Annotated in this window: 17 protein-coding genes; 11 read left to right on the top strand and 6 right to left on the bottom strand. The window is 70.4% G+C overall.

Features of this window, described 5'->3' with window-relative positions; genetic code table 11:
* Positions 1–340 precede the first annotated feature (340 nt).
* The gene (dapD, locus tag AB5J53_RS12800) at positions 341–1,330 is read left to right on the top strand and encodes a 2,3,4,5-tetrahydropyridine-2,6-dicarboxylate N-succinyltransferase (RefSeq protein WP_369245752.1); all 990 of its coding nucleotides are present in this window, start codon (positions 341–343) and stop codon (positions 1,328–1,330) included.
* An 82-nt stretch (positions 1,331–1,412) separates the two neighbouring features.
* Positions 1,413–1,574 carry a hypothetical protein gene (locus tag AB5J53_RS12795; RefSeq protein ID WP_369245751.1) on the top strand — a complete coding sequence of 54 codons (162 nt, stop codon included), beginning with the start codon at positions 1,413–1,415 and terminating at the stop codon, positions 1,572–1,574.
* Here the strand turns inward: AB5J53_RS12795 and AB5J53_RS12790 are convergent.
* Positions 1,556–2,065, bottom strand: a complete 510-nt coding sequence (locus AB5J53_RS12790; RefSeq protein WP_369245750.1) for a hypothetical protein — start codon at positions 2,063–2,065, stop codon at positions 1,556–1,558. The genes AB5J53_RS12795 and AB5J53_RS12790 overlap by 19 nt on opposite strands.
* Before the next feature lie 137 nt (positions 2,066–2,202).
* Here AB5J53_RS12790 and AB5J53_RS12785 point away from each other — a divergent pair, with 137 nt between their 5' ends.
* Together AB5J53_RS12785 and AB5J53_RS12780 are read left to right on the top strand one after the other, a co-directional pair.
* Positions 2,203–2,760 (top strand): SigE family RNA polymerase sigma factor, encoded by a 558-nt coding sequence (locus tag AB5J53_RS12785; RefSeq protein WP_369245749.1) that lies wholly within the window; start codon positions 2,203–2,205, stop codon positions 2,758–2,760.
* A complete protein-coding gene (locus tag AB5J53_RS12780; protein ID WP_369245748.1) occupies positions 2,757–3,962 on the top strand; it encodes a WD40 repeat domain-containing protein in 1,206 nt (401 codons plus the stop codon). The genes AB5J53_RS12785 and AB5J53_RS12780 overlap by 4 nt, the downstream gene beginning before the upstream one ends.
* Here the strand turns inward: AB5J53_RS12780 and dapA are convergent.
* Complete coding sequence (gene dapA / locus AB5J53_RS12775) at positions 3,949–4,860, bottom strand: 4-hydroxy-tetrahydrodipicolinate synthase (RefSeq protein ID WP_369245747.1); 912 nt, start codon at positions 4,858–4,860, stop codon at positions 3,949–3,951. The genes AB5J53_RS12780 and dapA overlap by 14 nt on opposite strands.
* 415 nt (positions 4,861–5,275) lie before the next feature.
* Between dapA and AB5J53_RS12770 the strand changes: the two genes are divergently transcribed.
* From AB5J53_RS12770 to AB5J53_RS12750, 5 genes are all read left to right on the top strand, one after another.
* Positions 5,276–5,404 (top strand): hypothetical protein, encoded by a 129-nt coding sequence (locus tag AB5J53_RS12770; RefSeq protein ID WP_369245746.1) that lies wholly within the window; start codon positions 5,276–5,278, stop codon positions 5,402–5,404.
* Positions 5,401–6,066, top strand: a complete 666-nt coding sequence (locus tag AB5J53_RS12765) for a hypothetical protein (protein WP_369245745.1) — start codon at positions 5,401–5,403, stop codon at positions 6,064–6,066. Before AB5J53_RS12770 ends, AB5J53_RS12765 begins: the two co-directional genes overlap by 4 nt.
* An 89-nt stretch (positions 6,067–6,155) precedes the next feature.
* Complete coding sequence (locus AB5J53_RS12760; protein ID WP_369245744.1) at positions 6,156–6,857, top strand: antibiotic biosynthesis monooxygenase; 702 nt, start codon at positions 6,156–6,158, stop codon at positions 6,855–6,857.
* A gap of 95 nt (positions 6,858–6,952) precedes the next feature.
* Positions 6,953–7,576, top strand: coding sequence for an ArsR/SmtB family transcription factor (locus tag AB5J53_RS12755; protein WP_369245743.1), 624 nt, complete (start codon positions 6,953–6,955; stop codon positions 7,574–7,576).
* Between the two features lie 19 nt (positions 7,577–7,595).
* Positions 7,596–8,330, top strand: coding sequence for an SRPBCC domain-containing protein (locus AB5J53_RS12750; protein WP_369245742.1), 735 nt, complete (start codon positions 7,596–7,598; stop codon positions 8,328–8,330).
* Positions 8,331–8,459: 129 nt separating this feature from the next.
* Here AB5J53_RS12750 and AB5J53_RS12745 read toward each other — a convergent pair whose 3' ends face one another.
* Positions 8,460–10,286 (bottom strand): endonuclease/exonuclease/phosphatase family protein, encoded by a 1,827-nt coding sequence (locus AB5J53_RS12745; RefSeq protein WP_369245741.1) that lies wholly within the window; start codon positions 10,284–10,286, stop codon positions 8,460–8,462.
* 391 nt (positions 10,287–10,677) lie between these two features.
* On the opposite strand from AB5J53_RS12745, the gene AB5J53_RS12740 reads away from it, so the two are divergent.
* Entirely contained in the window at positions 10,678–12,114 is a 1,437-nt protein-coding gene (locus tag AB5J53_RS12740) for a hypothetical protein (protein WP_369245740.1), read from the top strand.
* 123 nt (positions 12,115–12,237) lie between these two features.
* On the opposite strand, the gene AB5J53_RS12735 is transcribed toward AB5J53_RS12740, so the two are convergent.
* The 3 genes from AB5J53_RS12735 to AB5J53_RS12725 form a co-directional block, all read right to left on the bottom strand.
* The gene (locus tag AB5J53_RS12735; protein ID WP_369245739.1) at positions 12,238–12,684 is read right to left on the bottom strand and encodes a hypothetical protein; all 447 of its coding nucleotides are present in this window, start codon (positions 12,682–12,684) and stop codon (positions 12,238–12,240) included.
* A gap of 37 nt (positions 12,685–12,721) precedes the next feature.
* Positions 12,722–13,879 (bottom strand): hypothetical protein, encoded by a 1,158-nt coding sequence (locus AB5J53_RS12730; RefSeq protein WP_369245738.1) that lies wholly within the window; start codon positions 13,877–13,879, stop codon positions 12,722–12,724.
* Positions 13,880–13,950: 71 nt separating this feature from the next.
* Positions 13,951–14,088, bottom strand: a complete 138-nt coding sequence (locus tag AB5J53_RS12725; RefSeq protein ID WP_369245737.1) for a hypothetical protein — start codon at positions 14,086–14,088, stop codon at positions 13,951–13,953.
* A gap of 403 nt (positions 14,089–14,491) precedes the next feature.
* On the opposite strand from AB5J53_RS12725, the gene AB5J53_RS12720 reads away from it, so the two are divergent.
* A complete protein-coding gene (locus AB5J53_RS12720) occupies positions 14,492–15,946 on the top strand; it encodes an alkaline phosphatase PhoX (protein WP_369245736.1) in 1,455 nt (484 codons plus the stop codon).
* Positions 15,947–15,971 lie beyond the last annotated feature (25 nt).

The following is a 15,971-nucleotide window of genomic DNA, read 5'->3' as shown; positions in this document are numbered from 1 at the left end:
ACGTACCACTTCAGGGGCTGGGGGACCATGCGCCGCAGCGGCGGTACGTGGAAGTCGGTCGCGGCGGTGAACAACGAGGCCGTCCTTGAGACCGCGCTCGTCGGCAAGGAGGGCGAGCGGCCCTGAGGCGAGGAGGGCGAGCGGCCCTCAGGCGCGCTCTCGGAGGGTGTCTCAGGCGGGAGCCTCGCGGACCGCGCCCCCGGAGGACGTCCCCGGCAGGAGCCTTACGGAGCGCGCTCCCGCAGGGTGTCCCCGGCAGCAGCCGTAGCGTGCGCCCGGCACGTGAGATGCCGGGCGCACCGGTTCGCCGGGGCGGCCCCCGCCAAGTTAGGTTTCACCCATGACCGACACGACTGCTTCTCGTACCACCGGCGCCGTCGCCGCCGGGCTCGCCACCCTCACCGCCGACGGCACTGTTCTCGACACCTGGTTCCCCGCTCCCGAGCTGTCCGCCGAGCCCGGCCCGGCCGGTACCGAGCGGCTGTCCGCCGAGCGGGCCGTGGAGCTGCTCGGCGAGGGTGCGGCGAAGGCCATGGGCCCGGATGCCCGTCGTGGCGTCGAGGTGGTCGCGGTCCGTACGGTCATCGCCTCGCTGGACGACAAGCCGCTCGACGCGCACGACACCTACCTGCGTCTGCACCTGCTCTCGCACCGCCTGGTCAAGCCGCACGGCCAGAGCCTGGACGGCATCTTCGGCCACCTCGCCAACGTCGCCTGGACCTCGCTCGGCCCGGTCGCCGTCGACGACGTCGAGAAGGTCCGGCTGAACGCCCGCGCGCAGGGCCTGCACCTCCAGGTCACGTCCATCGACAAGTTCCCGCGCATGACGGACTACGTCGCCCCGAAGGGCGTCCGCATCGCCGACGCCGACCGTGTCCGCCTCGGCGCGCACCTCGCCGAGGGCACGACCGTCATGCACGAGGGCTTCGTGAACTTCAACGCGGGCACGCTCGGCACCTCGATGGTCGAGGGCCGCATCTCGGCCGGCGTCGTGGTCGGCGACGGCTCGGACATCGGCGGCGGCGCCTCCACCATGGGCACCCTCTCGGGCGGCGGCAACGTCCGTATCACCATCGGTGAGCGCTGCCTGATCGGCGCCGAGGCGGGCGTCGGCATCGCGCTCGGCGACGAGTGCGTGGTGGAAGCGGGTCTGTACGTCACCGCCGGTACGCGTGTGACCATGCCCGATGGGCAGATCGTCAAGGCCCGCGAGCTCTCCGGCGCCTCGAACATCCTCTTCCGCCGCAACTCGGTCACCGGCGCCGTCGAGGCCCGCCCGAACAACGCGGTCTGGGGCGGCCTCAACGAGGTCCTGCACAGCCACAACTAGGCGATACGCCGGCCACGGACGGTTCGTGGCCGCTCGCGCAGTTGCCCGCGCCCGCGCCCCTCAGGGAGCGCGGGCGCTCTGCTTGGCGCGTACTTCAGGCCGCTGCCGCCCAAGGCGCGCCACGCTGACGTGGCTGTCGTACGGTCTGCTGCATGCGACCGCGGCCGCGACCGTGGCCGTCGACCATCTCCTCGACGTGCACAACCCCCACTCCTGTTTGGAGTGCTACCGCTCCGCCGCCTGAGCCGCGGCGAACTCCGCCAGCCGCGCGAAGTCGTCCGCGCCCAGGCCGAGTCGGGGGCTGACGTAATGGAGCAGCGCGGGCGCGGGATGATGGGCGGCCACATATGCGTCGTCGGCCGGGCTCTGTTCGTCGTCCACCCATGCGAAGGGGCGGCCCCGCGCGTACGCCACGATCCGTTCCGTCTTCCAGTGCACCCCGTCGGGCCGGTCGGCGAACAGGGCGCCCGTGAAGTCGACGTACGGGAGCTCGGGGAGGCCGATGACCGGGCCGATCCAGCGGTTCGCGGCGTCCATCCAGGTGCTGGCCCAGCACAGGTCGTAGCCGAGGCCGAGGAGGGCGCGGCCGTGGTCGGGGTGGAGCCAGACGCGCAGGGGTCTGCCGGGGGTCAGGGCCACCCGGATCGTCGTATAGCCCTCGGGCCGGCGCTCCGGCTGGGCGGCCCACGGGTTGAGGGGGCCGTCGACGTCGAGGAACAGCAGCGGTCGGCTCACCAGGCCACCGTAAGGGAGGCCGAGCGGGGGAGGCCGGGAAATTGTTTCCGGCCCGGGGACATAGCGGCGGGCGGGCACGCGCGTCACAAGGGGCACAGGGGCGGGCCGCAGGGGACGCCGGGGAAGAGAAGGTGACGATGGATGCCGAAGCGCAGGAGAGCTTCCGGGAGTTCGTGGCGAACCGGTCGTCCGCGCTGCTGAAGACGGCCGTGCTGCTCAGCGGCGGCGACCGGCACGCCGCCGAGGACCTGTTGCAGAACGCCCTGATCAAGGCGGCGGGGCGGTGGCACCGCATCGACGAGCCCGAGGCGTACGTGCGGCAGATCCTCTACCGGCAGCAGGTGAGCCGCTGGCGGCTGAAGTGGCCGAGGCGGGAGCTGAGCGTCGCCGAGCCGCCCGAGGCGTCGCCCGGCGCGGACGCCCTGTCCGCCGCCGAACTGCGCGTCGTGATGCGCGGGGCGCTCGCCCGGCTGACGGCGCGCCAGCGCACCGTGCTCGTGCTGCGCTACTTCGAGGACCTGCCGGAGTCCGACGTGGCCCGGCTCCTCGGCTGCTCCGTCGGGACCGTACGGTCCACGACGCACCGCTCGCTCGCCCGGCTGCGGGCGCTCGCCCCCGAACTGGCCGCGCTCGGCCCGGAGGGCGGCGCGCAGCCTCCGTCCCGTGACTTCTCGCCCGTGGAGGTACGTTCGTGAACGTCGAAGAACTCGTACGCGACACGCTCCGCGAGCAGGCCGCCGACGGCGTGCTCGCACCGCCCCACTTCGCGGACCGTGTGCTCGCCGTCCGCAGGCGCCGCAGGACCCGGACCATCGCGGGCGCCGCGGCGGCGACGGCGGCCGCCGTCGCGATGGCCGTGGCCGTGCCGCTGCTCGACACCGGCGGGGACGACGTCCGCCCGGCCGGCCCGATGAACCCGAGCGACATCATCGCCCACCCCGACCAGTCGCCGCCGCGCGATCCGATCGCGGCGGGGAGCACGGTGGTCGCCGCGTTCAGCACCACCAAGATGGTGACGCAGCCGAACAAGGACCAGGTCATCACGCGGACGTACAGTCTGCTCGACCAGAAGACGGGCAAGTACGTGAAGGACTCCCGGTGGTCTTTCGTGGACCTCGCGCCGGGGGGCCGGACGGCGGCCGTCCTCGAGCGTCAACTGCCCGCGCGGCGCGTCGGGTTGCTCGACTTGACGACCGGCAAGGTGGACCGCTGGATCCCGGTGCCGCAGGGCGTGGCCGGCGTCGACTTCTCGCCCGACGGCAAGAAGCTCGTCGCGACGACGTACGCCAAGAACCCGGATCGGCTGTACTGGAGCCACCGGTTCAAGGCCCACCACGACGACGGCGTGTGGGAGGAGCCGTCGCCCGTTCCCAGCAGGACCGGGTTCACCCTCATCGATGTCGCATCCGGGAAGTCCGACTGGCACAAAGCGCCTTACCGGAAGGACGCGTACGGCAACTCGCTCAACTCCCGCGAGAACTTCACGTTCAACCACGACGGCAGACTCCTCTACGAGTTCATCTCCAAGGAGCCCTATCGCGTTTACCGCGACCTGCGAGGCAGGACGGTGCCCACGCCCGCCGCCGAGACGAAGCTCGCCAACGAGGAGATCGGGTTCTCTCCCGACGGGAAGCTCGTGGGATATCCCTCGGGGGTGAGGGAGGTGGCGACGGGCAAGCCGGTCCGCGAGGTGCCCGACGCGGACCACATCGACCCGCTCGCCTGGGCCGGCAACAAGCGGTTCATCGCCTGGCGGATCGACGAAGGCCGGAAGGGGAACCCGATGCGCCTCGTCCTCATCACCCTCGGCAACGACAAGATCGTGCCGCTCAGCGACTTCATGACGCAGGACTACTACGACCCCGGACACTGGGAGCCCCTGTTCAGCGGGCGCTGACCAACTCCCCGTACGCGGCGAGCAGCCCGTCGACCGTCTCCCGGCCGGCGGGCCGCAGTGGTGACCGGACCGGCCCCGCGGGCAGCCCCAGCGCACCCAGCACCGCCTTCGCCGTCACGGTGCCGGGCAGACCGGAGGACATCATCAACTCGACGAGCGGGACGGCCCGTTGCTGGTTGCGGGCCGCCCGGGCCGTGTCCCCCGCGTCGAACGCGTCGAGGATCGCGCGGAACTGACGGGGCACCACATTCGCGACGGTGCTGATGTAACCGCTCGCGCCGATCGCGTACAGCGCGAGGACGTACTCGTCGCAGCCCGCGTAGTACGCCAACTCCGTGCGGGCCAGCACCTTCTGGGTGCCCAGGAGGTCGTACGCGCAGTCCTTGACCGCCACGATCCTCGGGTGCTCGGCCAGCCTGATCATCGTGTCCGGCTCGATGCGCGTGCCGGTGCGGCCCGGGATGTCGTACAGCGCGAGCGGCAGCCCCGAGGCGTCCGCGATCTCCCGGAAGTGCGCCTCGACCGCGTCCTGCGGCGGTCTGCTGTAGTACGGCGCGACCACCAACAGCCCGTCGGCGCCCGCCTTTTCGGCCTCCAGGGCCAGCTCCACGGTGTGCCGGGTGTCGGCCGTACCGACCCCCGCCACGATCGACGCCCGGTCACCGACAGCCTCCCGCACCGCCCGCACCAGCGCGGCCTTCTCCGCGTCCGTCGTGGTCGGCGACTCGCCGGTGGTGCCGGAGAGGACAAGCCCGTCACACCCCTCCGAGACCAGCCGGTCGGCGAGGCGCTGGGCACCGTCGAGGTCGAGTGCGCCCGCCTCGGTGAAGGGCGTGATCATCGCGCAGAGGGCGCGGCCGAAGGGGGCGGCGGCAGGCGCCGAGGCCGTGGTGGTCATGAGAGCAGTGTCGGCATCCGCACTGTGAAGCTCCACTTAATTCTTCTACGAGGTACTGGCAACGGATGCTACGAAGCGGGGACTTCCGGGAGGCGACGGCGGCCTTCCGGGAGGCCGAGGCCCAGGGCCTGTCCGGCGGATCAGGTCGAAAGGAAGCGACGGCGCCTGATAAGTGCCCGTGAGCGGGGTCTGGTGCGTGCAGCTGCAAGGCGGAGGAGGGCGTCGACGCGATGGGGGTCCCCCGCTCGAGCGAAGTCGAGAGTGGGGGAGTCGGCAATCGGCGGCAACGCCGCAGATGTGCGTGCCGGACCCCGCTTCTTCGGCATGATCCGCCGGGCAGGCCCTAGTGCCAAATCGGCCCCTTATGGGTCACCATGGCGAGGACGGAAGTCGGCGGCAGACCGCGGGAGGCGTCATGAGGCTCGGCAAAGCACTCGCCACCGGAGTTGCGGAAGAGCAGGTTCACCTCGAGGAAGAAGAACTCCCCGAGATGGTGGAGGAGTTGGAAGCGTCCGTGTCCGAAGAGGTTCCGGTCGGCCGATGAGGCTGCGGCTCCCCGAGGAACGCCCGACGGAGCCGCCGACCGGATACAAGATCGCCCACCCGGTGCTGTCCCAGGACGGCACCAAGGCCGGGTTCACCGGCGTATCGCTGGGCGGCGCGCTGCCGTACGGAGTGCTGGACGAGGCGCGCTGTGTCTATGGGCGACGGCACCGGGCGCCGCACCGCCGCTGCGACTGCGGCTTCCACTGCGTGCACGAGTCCGCCACCGCCGAGGCGTTGCTCTGCACCGCCGAGCACCGCGCGGCCGTCCTCCTCGAAGTCTCCGTTCTCGGTGCCTACATCCGTTTCGAACAGGGCTTCCGGTACGCCCGGCAGCGGGTGCGCACCGCGACCGTCCAGCCGTGTGCGTGCGGCGCCGTGGCCGGCGCGCTGGCCGACGCGGGCTGGGGCAGGCCGGGTTGGCGCGCACTGGCGGCGGCGTGCGCGGGATGCGTACGTGGTCGTACGTCCCTGTCGCTGGCCTCCTTCGCGCGGCTGGCGGGGGAAGGGCTGCGGGTCCGGGCCACGAGCGGTGCGGTGGCCGCGCCCGCCGATCTCGGCGTGTCCGAACTCGTCGCCGAGGCGGCTTTGCTGCAAGCCCGACTCGACTGGTTCCAGAGTCAGTTGGCGCGCCTCGACGAGGGCGGGCCGCAGGCCTCTTGAGGGCCGGTTCAGCACGTCCTTGACCTGAATCTTGGTTGAGGTCGGAAGGTGGCGGTACACGCAGCACGTACCGACCGCCGGAGGCCGCCATGACCCGCCGTACCGTCGCCCACCCCGAACTCGCCGACTCCCGCGCCGCGTCCCCGCTCTTCAGCACGTGGCGCGTCGGCACCCCCGAGCGCCAAGGCGCGGTCGTCGAGGCGATCGCCGCCACCTGGGAGAGCAGGCCGTGGCCGGCCGAGGGGCTCTTGGGCTATTACGTCTACGCCGGTCACGACGGCACGACGTTGATGCACCACTCCAGGTGGACGAGTGAGCGGGCGTACGAGGACTTCGTCGCCGCGCAGCGGCAGGAGCGGGTCGACGAGATCGACGAGGCCGTGCCGGGGATCGAGCGGGTGGGGCTCGGACGGTACCGGCGGTACCGGAGTCTGGAGCGCGCGGCGGACGACACCCGGGCTCCCGGACTGATCGTGGTCGTCGAGATCGGCTTCGAGCCGGCCGCCGCCGAGCGGCGGCGCGACTGGGCCGACCTCGTCCTGGGCGCCCTCGCCGATGATCCGGCCGGTCATTCGGGGCTCATCTCCGCCCACTTCCACCTGAGCGGCGACGGCACGACGGTCCTCAACTACGCCGAGTGGGAGAGCGCGGAGGCGTACGACAAGGCCCTCGCGGCGCCGGGTGAGGGCATCGGGTCGCCGACTCCGCGGTGGGAGCGCGTGCGGACGTACCCGGGAGTGACGGGGTTCAAGGGCAGCCGTTACGCGTACGTGCTCGGGCTCGTGCCCTGAGGGTTTCTCGCGCCCCGCCTCGTACCCCTTCGCGCCCCTCTGCCGACAACTTCAACCGTCTAGACAAAAAAAGTTTTCGGTGAGACGGTGGAGTCATGTTGGACGTGACCGTGATCGAGGACGCAGAGGCCGCCGCCGTCTCGCTGGACCCCATACGGGCCCGGCTGCTGGCCGAGCTGGCCGCCGGGCCCGCGTCGGCCGCCATGCTGGCCGGCAAGGTCGGCCTGCCCCGGCAGAAGGTGAACTACCACCTGAAGACGCTGGAGCGGCACGGCCTGGTCGAGCTCGCGGGCGAGCGCCGCAAGGGGAACGTCACCGAGCGGCTGATGCGCGCGACCGCGGCGTCGTACGTGATCTCGCCGCTCGCTCTGGCCGCCGTGCAGCCCGACCCCGACCGTTTCCGGGACCAGCTCTCCGCCCGCTGGCTGCTCGCGCTCGGCGCCCGGCTCGTCCGGGACGTCGGTTCGCTGATCACCGGCGCGGCGAAGGCCCGCAAGCGGCTCGCGACCTACGCCCTCGACGGCGAGGTGACCTTCGCCTCGGCCGCCGACCGGGCCGCGTTCATCGAGGAGCTGACGGCCGGCGTCGGCGCCCTGATCCGCAAGTACCACGACGGGGACGCGGAGGGCGGCCGCCCGCACCGGATCGTCGTCGCCGTCCACCCCACGGTCAAACCCGAGGCCGCGGACGCCGCCGCGGCCGTTGAAGCCGCCCACTGATCACTCAGGAGCCACCACCATGTCCAAGGAATTCGAGATCGCCCGTGAGTTCGAGGTCGACGCCACGCCGGAGCAGGTGTGGGAGGCCATCACCAGCGGCACCGGCGGCTGGCTGTGGCCGATGGAGTTCGAGCCGCGCCAGGGCGGCGCCGGGCCCTTCGGCTCCACACTCACCAACTGGGACCCGCCGCACCGGCTGACCAGCCTGGTCGAGAACGTCGAGGGCATCTCCCAGCAGACCCTCAACCAGATCGACGAGACCATCGAGCCGCGCGACGACGGCCGCCGGTCCTGGGTGCGGTACGTGCACAGCGGGATCTTCGTCGAGGACTGGGACAACCAGTACGACGGCGCGAACAAGCACACGGACTTCTATCTGCACACCCTGCGCGAGTACGTCACCCACTTCGCGGGCCGCCCCGTCGCCTTCTCGACGTTCGACGGACCCGGGGCGTCCGTGACGTCCGACGCCTTCGCCGCGGTCGGGCGGGCGCTCGGCCTCGCGGACGACACATCCGAGGGAGAGCGGGTTCAGGCCCAGGGGCCGGGCGGCCAGGTCCTCGACGCCGTGGTCGACTACCGCAACCCGTACTTCATCGGGCTGCGCACCGACAACGCCCTCATCCGCTTCTTCGGGCGCAACCACTGGGGCGCGCCGGTCGGCATCAGCGTCCACGACTTCGCGGCCGACGCCGACGCGAAGCGGAACGAGACCGCCTGGCAGGGCTGGCTGAACGGGGTGTTCGGCGCCTAGGCATAGATCGCCTGCGCACGGAGCGCCTGGGCACGGATACCAGGCATGGGAAGAGCCCGGCCCCCCGGACGACGGGGCCGGGCTCTTCCCAGTGCTGCCTACCGCATGAACCGCGGCGGCGCTACAGGCCTACGGCCGGAACCGCAGCACCTGCGGGTCGTGGTCGCTGATCTGGTCGGAGAACTCCGAGTTGATGTGCACGCTGTCGTACTCGAAGTCGCAGCCCCTGCGGATCGAGGGGCTGACCAGGATCTGGTCCAGGACCTGGCTGTTGCCCTGGTAGTCGTACGTGTAACGCTCGCTCTTCGGCAGCGACTTGATCGCCGACCAGAGCTCGCCGTCGCCCTCCAGGATCTTGGTGGTGTCCGAGAAGTCGAAGTCGTTGATGTCGCCGAGGGTGATGACGTCGGCGTTCTTCTGCGTCTTCAGGATCTCGTTCACGAAGGAGTTCACCGCGGTCGCCTGGGCGTGCCGCTGGATCTCCGAGCTGCGTACTGGCGGCTGGTACTGCGAGGTCAGCCCCTGGTCGCCGCCCTTCGAGTTGAGGTGGTTGGCGATCACGAAGACCGTCTTGCCGCGGAAGACGAACTCGCCCGCGAGCGGCTTGCGGCTGGAGGTCCAGGCCGCGTTGGCCGGGTCGACGCGGCCGGGGGACGCGGTCAGCTGCGCCTTGCCGTTCACCTTCGTGACGCCCACGGCGGTCGTCGAGTCGCCGCCCGCGCGGTCGGTGAACGAGACCCGCTCGGGGTTGAAGAGGAAGACCTGGCGGATGTTGCCGCCGGGCTCGCCGCCGTCCTTGTCGTTGACCGGGTCGATGGAGCGCCAGTCGTACGTCGGGCCGCCCGCCGCGACGATCGCGTCGATCAGCTTGTTCACCGTCTGGTCGGCGGCGACCGTGCCGTCGTCCGTCGCGCCGTTGTTGTCCTGGATCTCCTCCAGGGACACGATGTCGGGCGACTGCAGGTTGTTCACGATCGCGGACGCGTGGGCGTCGAAGGTGCTGTCGCCCGGGTCCAGGTTCTCGACGTTGTACGTCGCCACGGCCAGCTCGCCGCGCGACTGCTTCGTCGTCGTCTCGCGCTCCAGGCCGCCCTTCTCCAGGGTGCCGAGCCGGCTCGCGACGAGCGTGTAGCCGCCGAACTGGTTGTAGTCCAGCGGGCCCGCGGTGGTGCCCGTGAGCTCGTCGCCGACGTTCGCGGTCGGGAAGTCCGCGGTCGAGCCGAGCGACTGGATCTGGAGCCGGCCGGTGTTCTGCGAGGTGTACGCGCCGTACACCGTGCCGCCACGGCGGTTGGCGTGCTCGCGCGGCTTCACCGTGACCCACAGCTCGCTGTACGGGTCGGTGGCGGTGACCACGCGGGTGTCGGAGACCTGGACGTTCATGCCCTCCAGGGACTCGTAGTAGTCCAGGGCGTACTTCGTCGGCTCCAGGGTCAGGCCGTTGATCGAACCGCTCGCCGCGGTGTCGCCCGCGGGGGTGTAGTCGTCCGGTACGGACGTGGCGTCGACGACCGTCGCGGCCGGGACGGCGTTGCCGCTGGAGACCACCGTCACCGTCGGCTTGGTGATCTCCGTCAGGGACTGGTTGCCGCTGGAGGCACCGCCCGGAACGTACTCCGAGACCGTGCCCGACACCGTGACCGAGTCGCCCACGGCGACCTTCGGCGTGGAGCTGGTGAAGACGAAGACGCCCTCACTGGTGGCCGGGTCGTCGTCCGCGTTCGGGTCCTGGAACCAGAAGCCCTTCGACGAACCGTAGGTCCGCACGCCGGTGACGATGCCCGCCACGTCCGTGACCTTCTGGCCCGCGAGCGGGGAGATCCGGGTGGTGCCCTGGATGTCGTGGATGTGGACGGTGTCCGCGTGGGCGGGTGTGGTGAGCACCACGGCGGACAGGGTGGAACAGACCGCGGCGACGGTCAGCGCGCCTATGCGCGCGGTTCTCTTGCTCGGCAAGGGAATCCCTCCGGGGACGTACGTGAGCGCCGGGACGAGGGTGGAGCAGTGGGGGGAACGCGACCTGCGTGCGGACCGGTGACGCGCGTAGAAGCTGATGAACAGGTTGCCGTTGAACTTCTACGCGCGTCAATCTCGTGTGTGGGCAGGGGAGTTGTCAAGGTTTCAGGGGTGTACGGCTGCTGTCAGGGACATGAACCGGGCGGCATGGGTGGAAATCCGTCTAGGCTGAGCCGTCGGTGCGGAATTCCGGGGCGGCCTCGGGGTCCATGTGTCCCTGGACGGCCCTCGGGGCCCGGCGCCGATGGCACTTGTCGCTACTTGCTAGTGATCATTGCTGCTTTTTACGATTGCCCTGCTTGTCCTGGTTGTTCGGAGGAGAACCCAGCTGATGTCAGACAGCTCCCCCCTGCCGCCGGTGCGGCTGCACTCCGAAGCGGAGCTGGCGCGGGACGCGCTCGCCGCGCCGCTGCTCTCCCGCGCCGCGCGGCTGGCCCGCTGGGCGGGTCCGGACACGCGGGTCGGCGCGGGGGGCGAACTCGTCGAGGAGCAGCTTCCGCAGGCGGCTCTTGAACTCGGGCTGTCGGGTGACGACGCGGCCGCCTTCGCCAGTGAGGCCTGGCGGGTGGCCGTCGACACCGGGCTCGTCGAGATCGTGGACGAGGACGAGGGTACGGTCGTCGCGGGCGAGGACCTCTCGCTCCTCACCTCCGGCGGGCCGCAGGATGTGCTGGGTGTCTGGCTCGGCGCCCTTGACACGGTGCTGGCCGACGCGAGCGTGCCCGACCTGGACGATCTCGTCGGCGCGATGGACGAGAGCGGCGAGATCGACCTCTCCTCCCTGGACTGGGATCCGGAGGCGGAGGCCGAGTTCCTCGACGGGGTGCTCGGCAATCTCTATCTGCTGACCGTGAGCGAGAGCGGGTCCGGTGACGGGCCGGTGCCGCTGCCCGCGCTCGCCGCGTCGATGATCGTGCCCGACGACATGGGGGAGCCCACCAACGACGTGCTGGAGCAGGTGTCGGACGCGATGATGCGGCTCGACGACCAGTTCCGGCTGCTGGAGCCCGTCGGGCTCGTCGACTTCCAGCCGGTCGACGAGGCGTTGATGGCGGACGACGAGGACGCTGCCGAGGAGCCGGCGGCGGCCGTCGACGACACGGACGTCTCGCGGTACGGGATGGTGCGGCTGACTCCGCTCGGGCTGTACGGGATCCGGACGCGGCTTCTGGAAGCGGGCGTGTCCGCTCCTGCGGTGGGCGACCTGGCGGACAAGGGGGCCGACGCGCTGCTGGACGGCACGGCCGCGTTCGGGCCGGCGGCCGCGCAGGCCGAGACCGAGCAGTGGCTCGCCCGGCGTGAACCCCTGCCCGCCGCACGGGAGTTGCTCGCCGCGGCCCGCGGCGGCGATGCCGGGGCCCCGCTGCGCCGCCTGCACTGTCAGCAGGCGCTCTCCCTCGTCGGCATGGAGGCCGAGCCCGCGCTGCGCGAGGTCCTCGACGACGCGGAGCTGGGCGGGCTCGCCCGTGTCTGGCTCTCCGAGCACGGCGCGGCCGACGTGCCCGCGCCGTCCGAGGCGATGGTCTTCTGGCTCACCGTCGACACCGTGGCGGCGCAGCTCGCGGCCGAGGGCAACTCCGCCGAGCTGCAGGCCCTCGTGGAGGGCCTGGCCCAGCAGCACAGCGGCTTCTTCGCCACCGCCTGGCGTGTCGACCACCCGGCCACCCCGGACGTCCTCGAGGCCATGGGGCGCCTCCACCCCGACAAGAAGGTCGCCAAGGAGGCTCGTAAAGCGGCGTTCAAGGCCCGCTCCCAGCAAGGGAGTTGAGAGCGCGGCGATGCGGCGGGGGCAAGGTTTGCCCCCGCCGCTCCATGCGTCAGGTCAATGCGTCGGCTCGATGCGTCGGCAGTGGTACCGCTCGATGCGTCGGCAGGCGTACCGCTCGATGTGTCAGCAGTGGTACCGCGTCGTGTGCTTGAACGACGACGTCGCGCCGTTGAAGCCGTAGGTGCCGCGGTAGGCCGGCGGGTTCTGGAACTCGCCGACGATAGTGATCGTGTTGGCGCAGGAGCCCTGGCCGGCACGCTTCGCGTCGAGGCGGATCGTTTCCCCTACGTAGCCGCCCGTGATGTCCCAGGGGGCGCCGCAGATGCCGGAGGTGATCTTGCCGCCGGTCACGACGTGCGGGTAGGTGTTGGGGTTGTACTTCACCTCGATGGCGAAGGTGACCGCCCCGTTGTGCAGTTCCAGCTGGGCGGACGTGGAGACGGCCTCGACGGAGACGTCCTGCTGTGAGGCGAACGCCTCGTCCCGGGTCTTGACCTCCGCGCCCTGCGGGTTGTGGAAGCGGTGCTCGGAGCCGGCGTGGCTCTTCTGCCGCTTGGCCTGCGTGGTCATGCTGATTCCCTCTTCCTGTGCGGGTATTGAGTGACCGTCAGGCCAGCTGCTCGGCGATTTCCACCCGCAGCAGTGTGCGAACGTTCTCGATGTGGTTGGCCACGGTGACGACCGAGGAGCCCGCGAAGAGCAGACCGGTCGCGACGTTGTCGAGCGAGGTCACCAGCGAACCGGAGTCGCCGCCCGCCGAGATGTTCGTGGTCAGGATCTGGTCCTTGAACCGGGCCGTCCCCGCCGTGCCGTAGCTGACGTCGATCGTGGCGTCGACCGCGATGATCCGGCCGAAGCTGATGTTCGTCGTGCGGCCGGTCTTCTTCACCAGGTCGCCGACCGCGACGTTGGCCTTGCGCCGCCAGGCGCGCGGCGCACCGCTGAAGTACTGCTCACGGGTGGCGTCCTGGAACTCCACCGCGCCGAGCGCGCAGTCGACCACGTTGTTGTGGCGCTCCACCGGGGTCTGCGGTGCGAACTGGATCGTGATGAACCGGTCCAGGGTCGCGATGCGGTCCGCCGGGTCCGTGCCGCCGTCGAACACTCCGGGCTGCAGGATCGCGCTGCCCAGCTGTGCCCGGTTGGAGTCGGCCAGCACGTGGTTGTTGGAGAGGATGTAGAACTTCGACGGTGTGCCGAGGCCGGGCCCCGGGGGGTCGACGGTGGCGCCCGGCAGGAAGTCGTACACCACGCTGCCCAGTGTGCCCGCGGTCACCCGTACGTTGCCGACCGAGAAGCCGGAAGGGGACGGGCGCATACGGCGCTTGAGGAGCTGCGGCTCGAACTGTCCAAGCCCACTGAGCTCTTCCAGCAACGGCTGTGAGAGGCCGGCGAGTTGCTCGGCCATGCTGCCGTCGGGCTGGTAGGCGCCGCGGTCCTCGGAGCGGGGCGAGGTCCTGCGCTGCTGCTGACGCTGCGCGGCGACATGGCCGACCGCGACTACGTCGGTGGGGGTGCCGTCGTCCATCACCCGCGGGATGACGTCCCGCTCGGGAAGCTGGGACTCCGGAACCTTCTGGGTCACGAACACCAGCACGGCTGCCTCGCCCGTGGCCTGTCCGTCGATCCACTTCACGCCGTGGCCGAAGCCGACGACATTGGCCAGCGGCGACTGCGGCCGCAGGAAGTCTGAATTCGCTTGCTGGCGGGAGCTGTCACTCAGCTGACCACCAGTCGGTCCTCGCATCATTTCGGGCTGGCTCACGCCAGACCACCTCTTCAGTTTCGGCTCTGGGTTCCTTACGGGCCGCGGCGCGATGACTCAGCGCTCAGGGCTCACAAGTTCCCTTCCTGAGCGCTCACTTCACCGATCGCGAGCACGCGCACCGGTACGCCGTCGAGCTCGTCCGGAACCACGTCTTCTTGAAGGAGCCGGTCACGGGGCACTTTCCGGGTGACGAAGACGATGATCACGTCCTGTCCCGAGTGCTCGTCCCTCCCGGTGCTGACTCCACTCACGTTGGCCAGCTTCATGAGCCGGCCTTCATGGAGGCGAAGTACCCGCTTTGCGTCCATCGGGCTCGCCTCCCGTTCGGGTGGTGTGCTCTTCCTGTCTATGGCCCGGGGTCCCCGGAGTCAAGGCATTCTGAAATGAATCACGAGTTTCGCTACTATTCGCGCCTGTTGACCTTCTTTACGAAGATTATTCCGCTCATCGGTTCGAGTGCGAGAGGTTTGACGGATTCACGGAAGCGGGACCCCTGAAGTTGGCCCATGTTCAACTCCCGTTCAGGCGCGGGCGGGACCGTGTGGCCGCGAACCGAGGGCCGCCACCCGCCCCCCACGACAGTCCCACTCCACCGTCACAGGAGACACCATGTCGCTCACCCGCAGGGACTTCGCCAGACGATCCGCGATCACCGGTGCAGGTGTCGCCCTGGCCGGCAGCGTTGGCGCCCTCGCCACCGCTCCCAACGCCCTCGCGTCCACGGACACGGACATCGACACCGAGAGCGCGGGCGAGGCGTCGGCGGAGTACAGCGGTGTCGGCTACGGACCGCTGATCCCCGACCCGCAGGGGCTGCTCGCGCTGCCCGCCGGGTTCTCGTACCGCGTCATCACCTACAGCGGCAAGACCAAGCTGGAGTCCGGCGAGTTCACGCCCTCCAACCACGACGGCACCTCCACCTTCTGCGGCCCGCGCGGCGCCACCCTCCTCGTCAACAACCACGAGCTCAAGGGCCCGCGCGCCGGCTGGAAGTACCCCGTGCCGCTCACCGACGGCCTGGTCTACGACCCGGCCGCGTCCGGCGGCTGCACGGTCGTCGAGGTCCGGGGCGACAAGGTCGCCGAGTGGGTCGGCATCGCGGGCACCTCCACCAACTGCGCGGGCGGCAACACCCCTTGGGGCACCTGGCTCACCTGCGAGGAGACCGAGGACAAGGCCGGCCAGAACGGCATGACCAAGGACCACGGGTACGTCTTCGAGGTCGACCCCGAGGACCGCCGCCGCAACCAGAACCCCAAGCCCATCAAGGCGCTGGGCCGCTACGCCCACGAGGCCGTTGTCGTCGACCCCAAGCGCGGCCGTCTCTACCTCACCGAGGACGCCTCCGGCCCCAACGGCCTCCTCTACCGCTGGACCCCGCCGCAGGGCTTCGAGCACGGCCACGGCCGGCTCGCCACCCTCGCCGACGACGCCGGCGCGCTGCAGGCCTTCAAGTGCTTCGACTCCGGCGGCAAGTTCGTCGACGACCTCTCCCGTGCCACGAAGATCGGCACGGTGTACGGCGTCGACTGGGTGGACGTCCCCGACCGCGACGCCAAGACCACGTCCGTACGCAAGCAGTTCGCCGACGGCCAGGTCACCCGCGCCCGCAAGCTCGAAGGCATGTGGTGGGGCGACGGCGGCACGTACATCGTGTCCTCGTACGCTCGCGCGGAGAGCCCCGTCCAGCACGACGGCGCCGTCTGGTTCTACGACCCCAAGCGCCGCACCCTCACGCTGAAGGTCCTGATCGGCGTGAACCCCGACCCGTCCGTCGACGGCGCCTTCGACGGCCCCGACAACATCACCGTCTCCCCGTACGGCGGCCTCGTCATCGCCGAGGACGGCGAGGGCATCCAGCACCTCTTCGGAGCCACCGACAGCGGCCGTACGTACCCGATCGCCCGTAACGAGCTGAACAACGGCACCGCTGAGGCGCCCGAGTACAGCGAGTTCACCGGCGTCACCTTCTCGCCCGACGGCAAGACCCTCTTCGCCAACATCCAGGAGCCGGGCATCATGCTCGCCATCACCGGCCCCTGGAAGCGCCAGAAGCGCGGCTGATTAATTCAATGGCTCGACCCGCGGC

The organism is Streptomyces sp. R41 (genome assembly GCF_041053055.1).
Taxonomy (GTDB): domain Bacteria; phylum Actinomycetota; class Actinomycetes; order Streptomycetales; family Streptomycetaceae; genus Streptomyces.
Note: the sequence above shows the minus strand (reverse complement) of the source record. Positions and strands in the feature narration are given on the sequence as shown.

Coding starts and splice junctions, on each gene's coding strand:
- AB5J53_RS12740 (WP_369245740.1), top strand. CDS start 10,678: ATGTCAGACAGCTCCCCCCTGCCGCCGGTGCGGCTGCACTCCGAAGCG.
- AB5J53_RS12765 (WP_369245745.1), top strand. CDS start 5,401: ATGAGGCTGCGGCTCCCCGAGGAACGCCCGACGGAGCCGCCGACCGGA.
- AB5J53_RS12735 (WP_369245739.1), bottom strand. CDS start 12,684: ATGACCACGCAGGCCAAGCGGCAGAAGAGCCACGCCGGCTCCGAGCAC.
- dapA (WP_369245747.1), bottom strand. CDS start 4,860: ATGACCACCACGGCCTCGGCGCCTGCCGCCGCCCCCTTCGGCCGCGCC.
- AB5J53_RS12770 (WP_369245746.1), top strand. CDS start 5,276: ATGAGGCTCGGCAAAGCACTCGCCACCGGAGTTGCGGAAGAGCAGGTT.
- AB5J53_RS12785 (WP_369245749.1), top strand. CDS start 2,203: ATGGATGCCGAAGCGCAGGAGAGCTTCCGGGAGTTCGTGGCGAACCGG.
- AB5J53_RS12720 (WP_369245736.1), top strand. CDS start 14,492: ATGTCGCTCACCCGCAGGGACTTCGCCAGACGATCCGCGATCACCGGT.
- AB5J53_RS12760 (WP_369245744.1), top strand. CDS start 6,156: ATGACCCGCCGTACCGTCGCCCACCCCGAACTCGCCGACTCCCGCGCC.
- AB5J53_RS12755 (WP_369245743.1), top strand. CDS start 6,953: ATGTTGGACGTGACCGTGATCGAGGACGCAGAGGCCGCCGCCGTCTCG.
- dapD (WP_369245752.1), top strand. CDS start 341: ATGACCGACACGACTGCTTCTCGTACCACCGGCGCCGTCGCCGCCGGG.
- AB5J53_RS12750 (WP_369245742.1), top strand. CDS start 7,596: ATGTCCAAGGAATTCGAGATCGCCCGTGAGTTCGAGGTCGACGCCACG.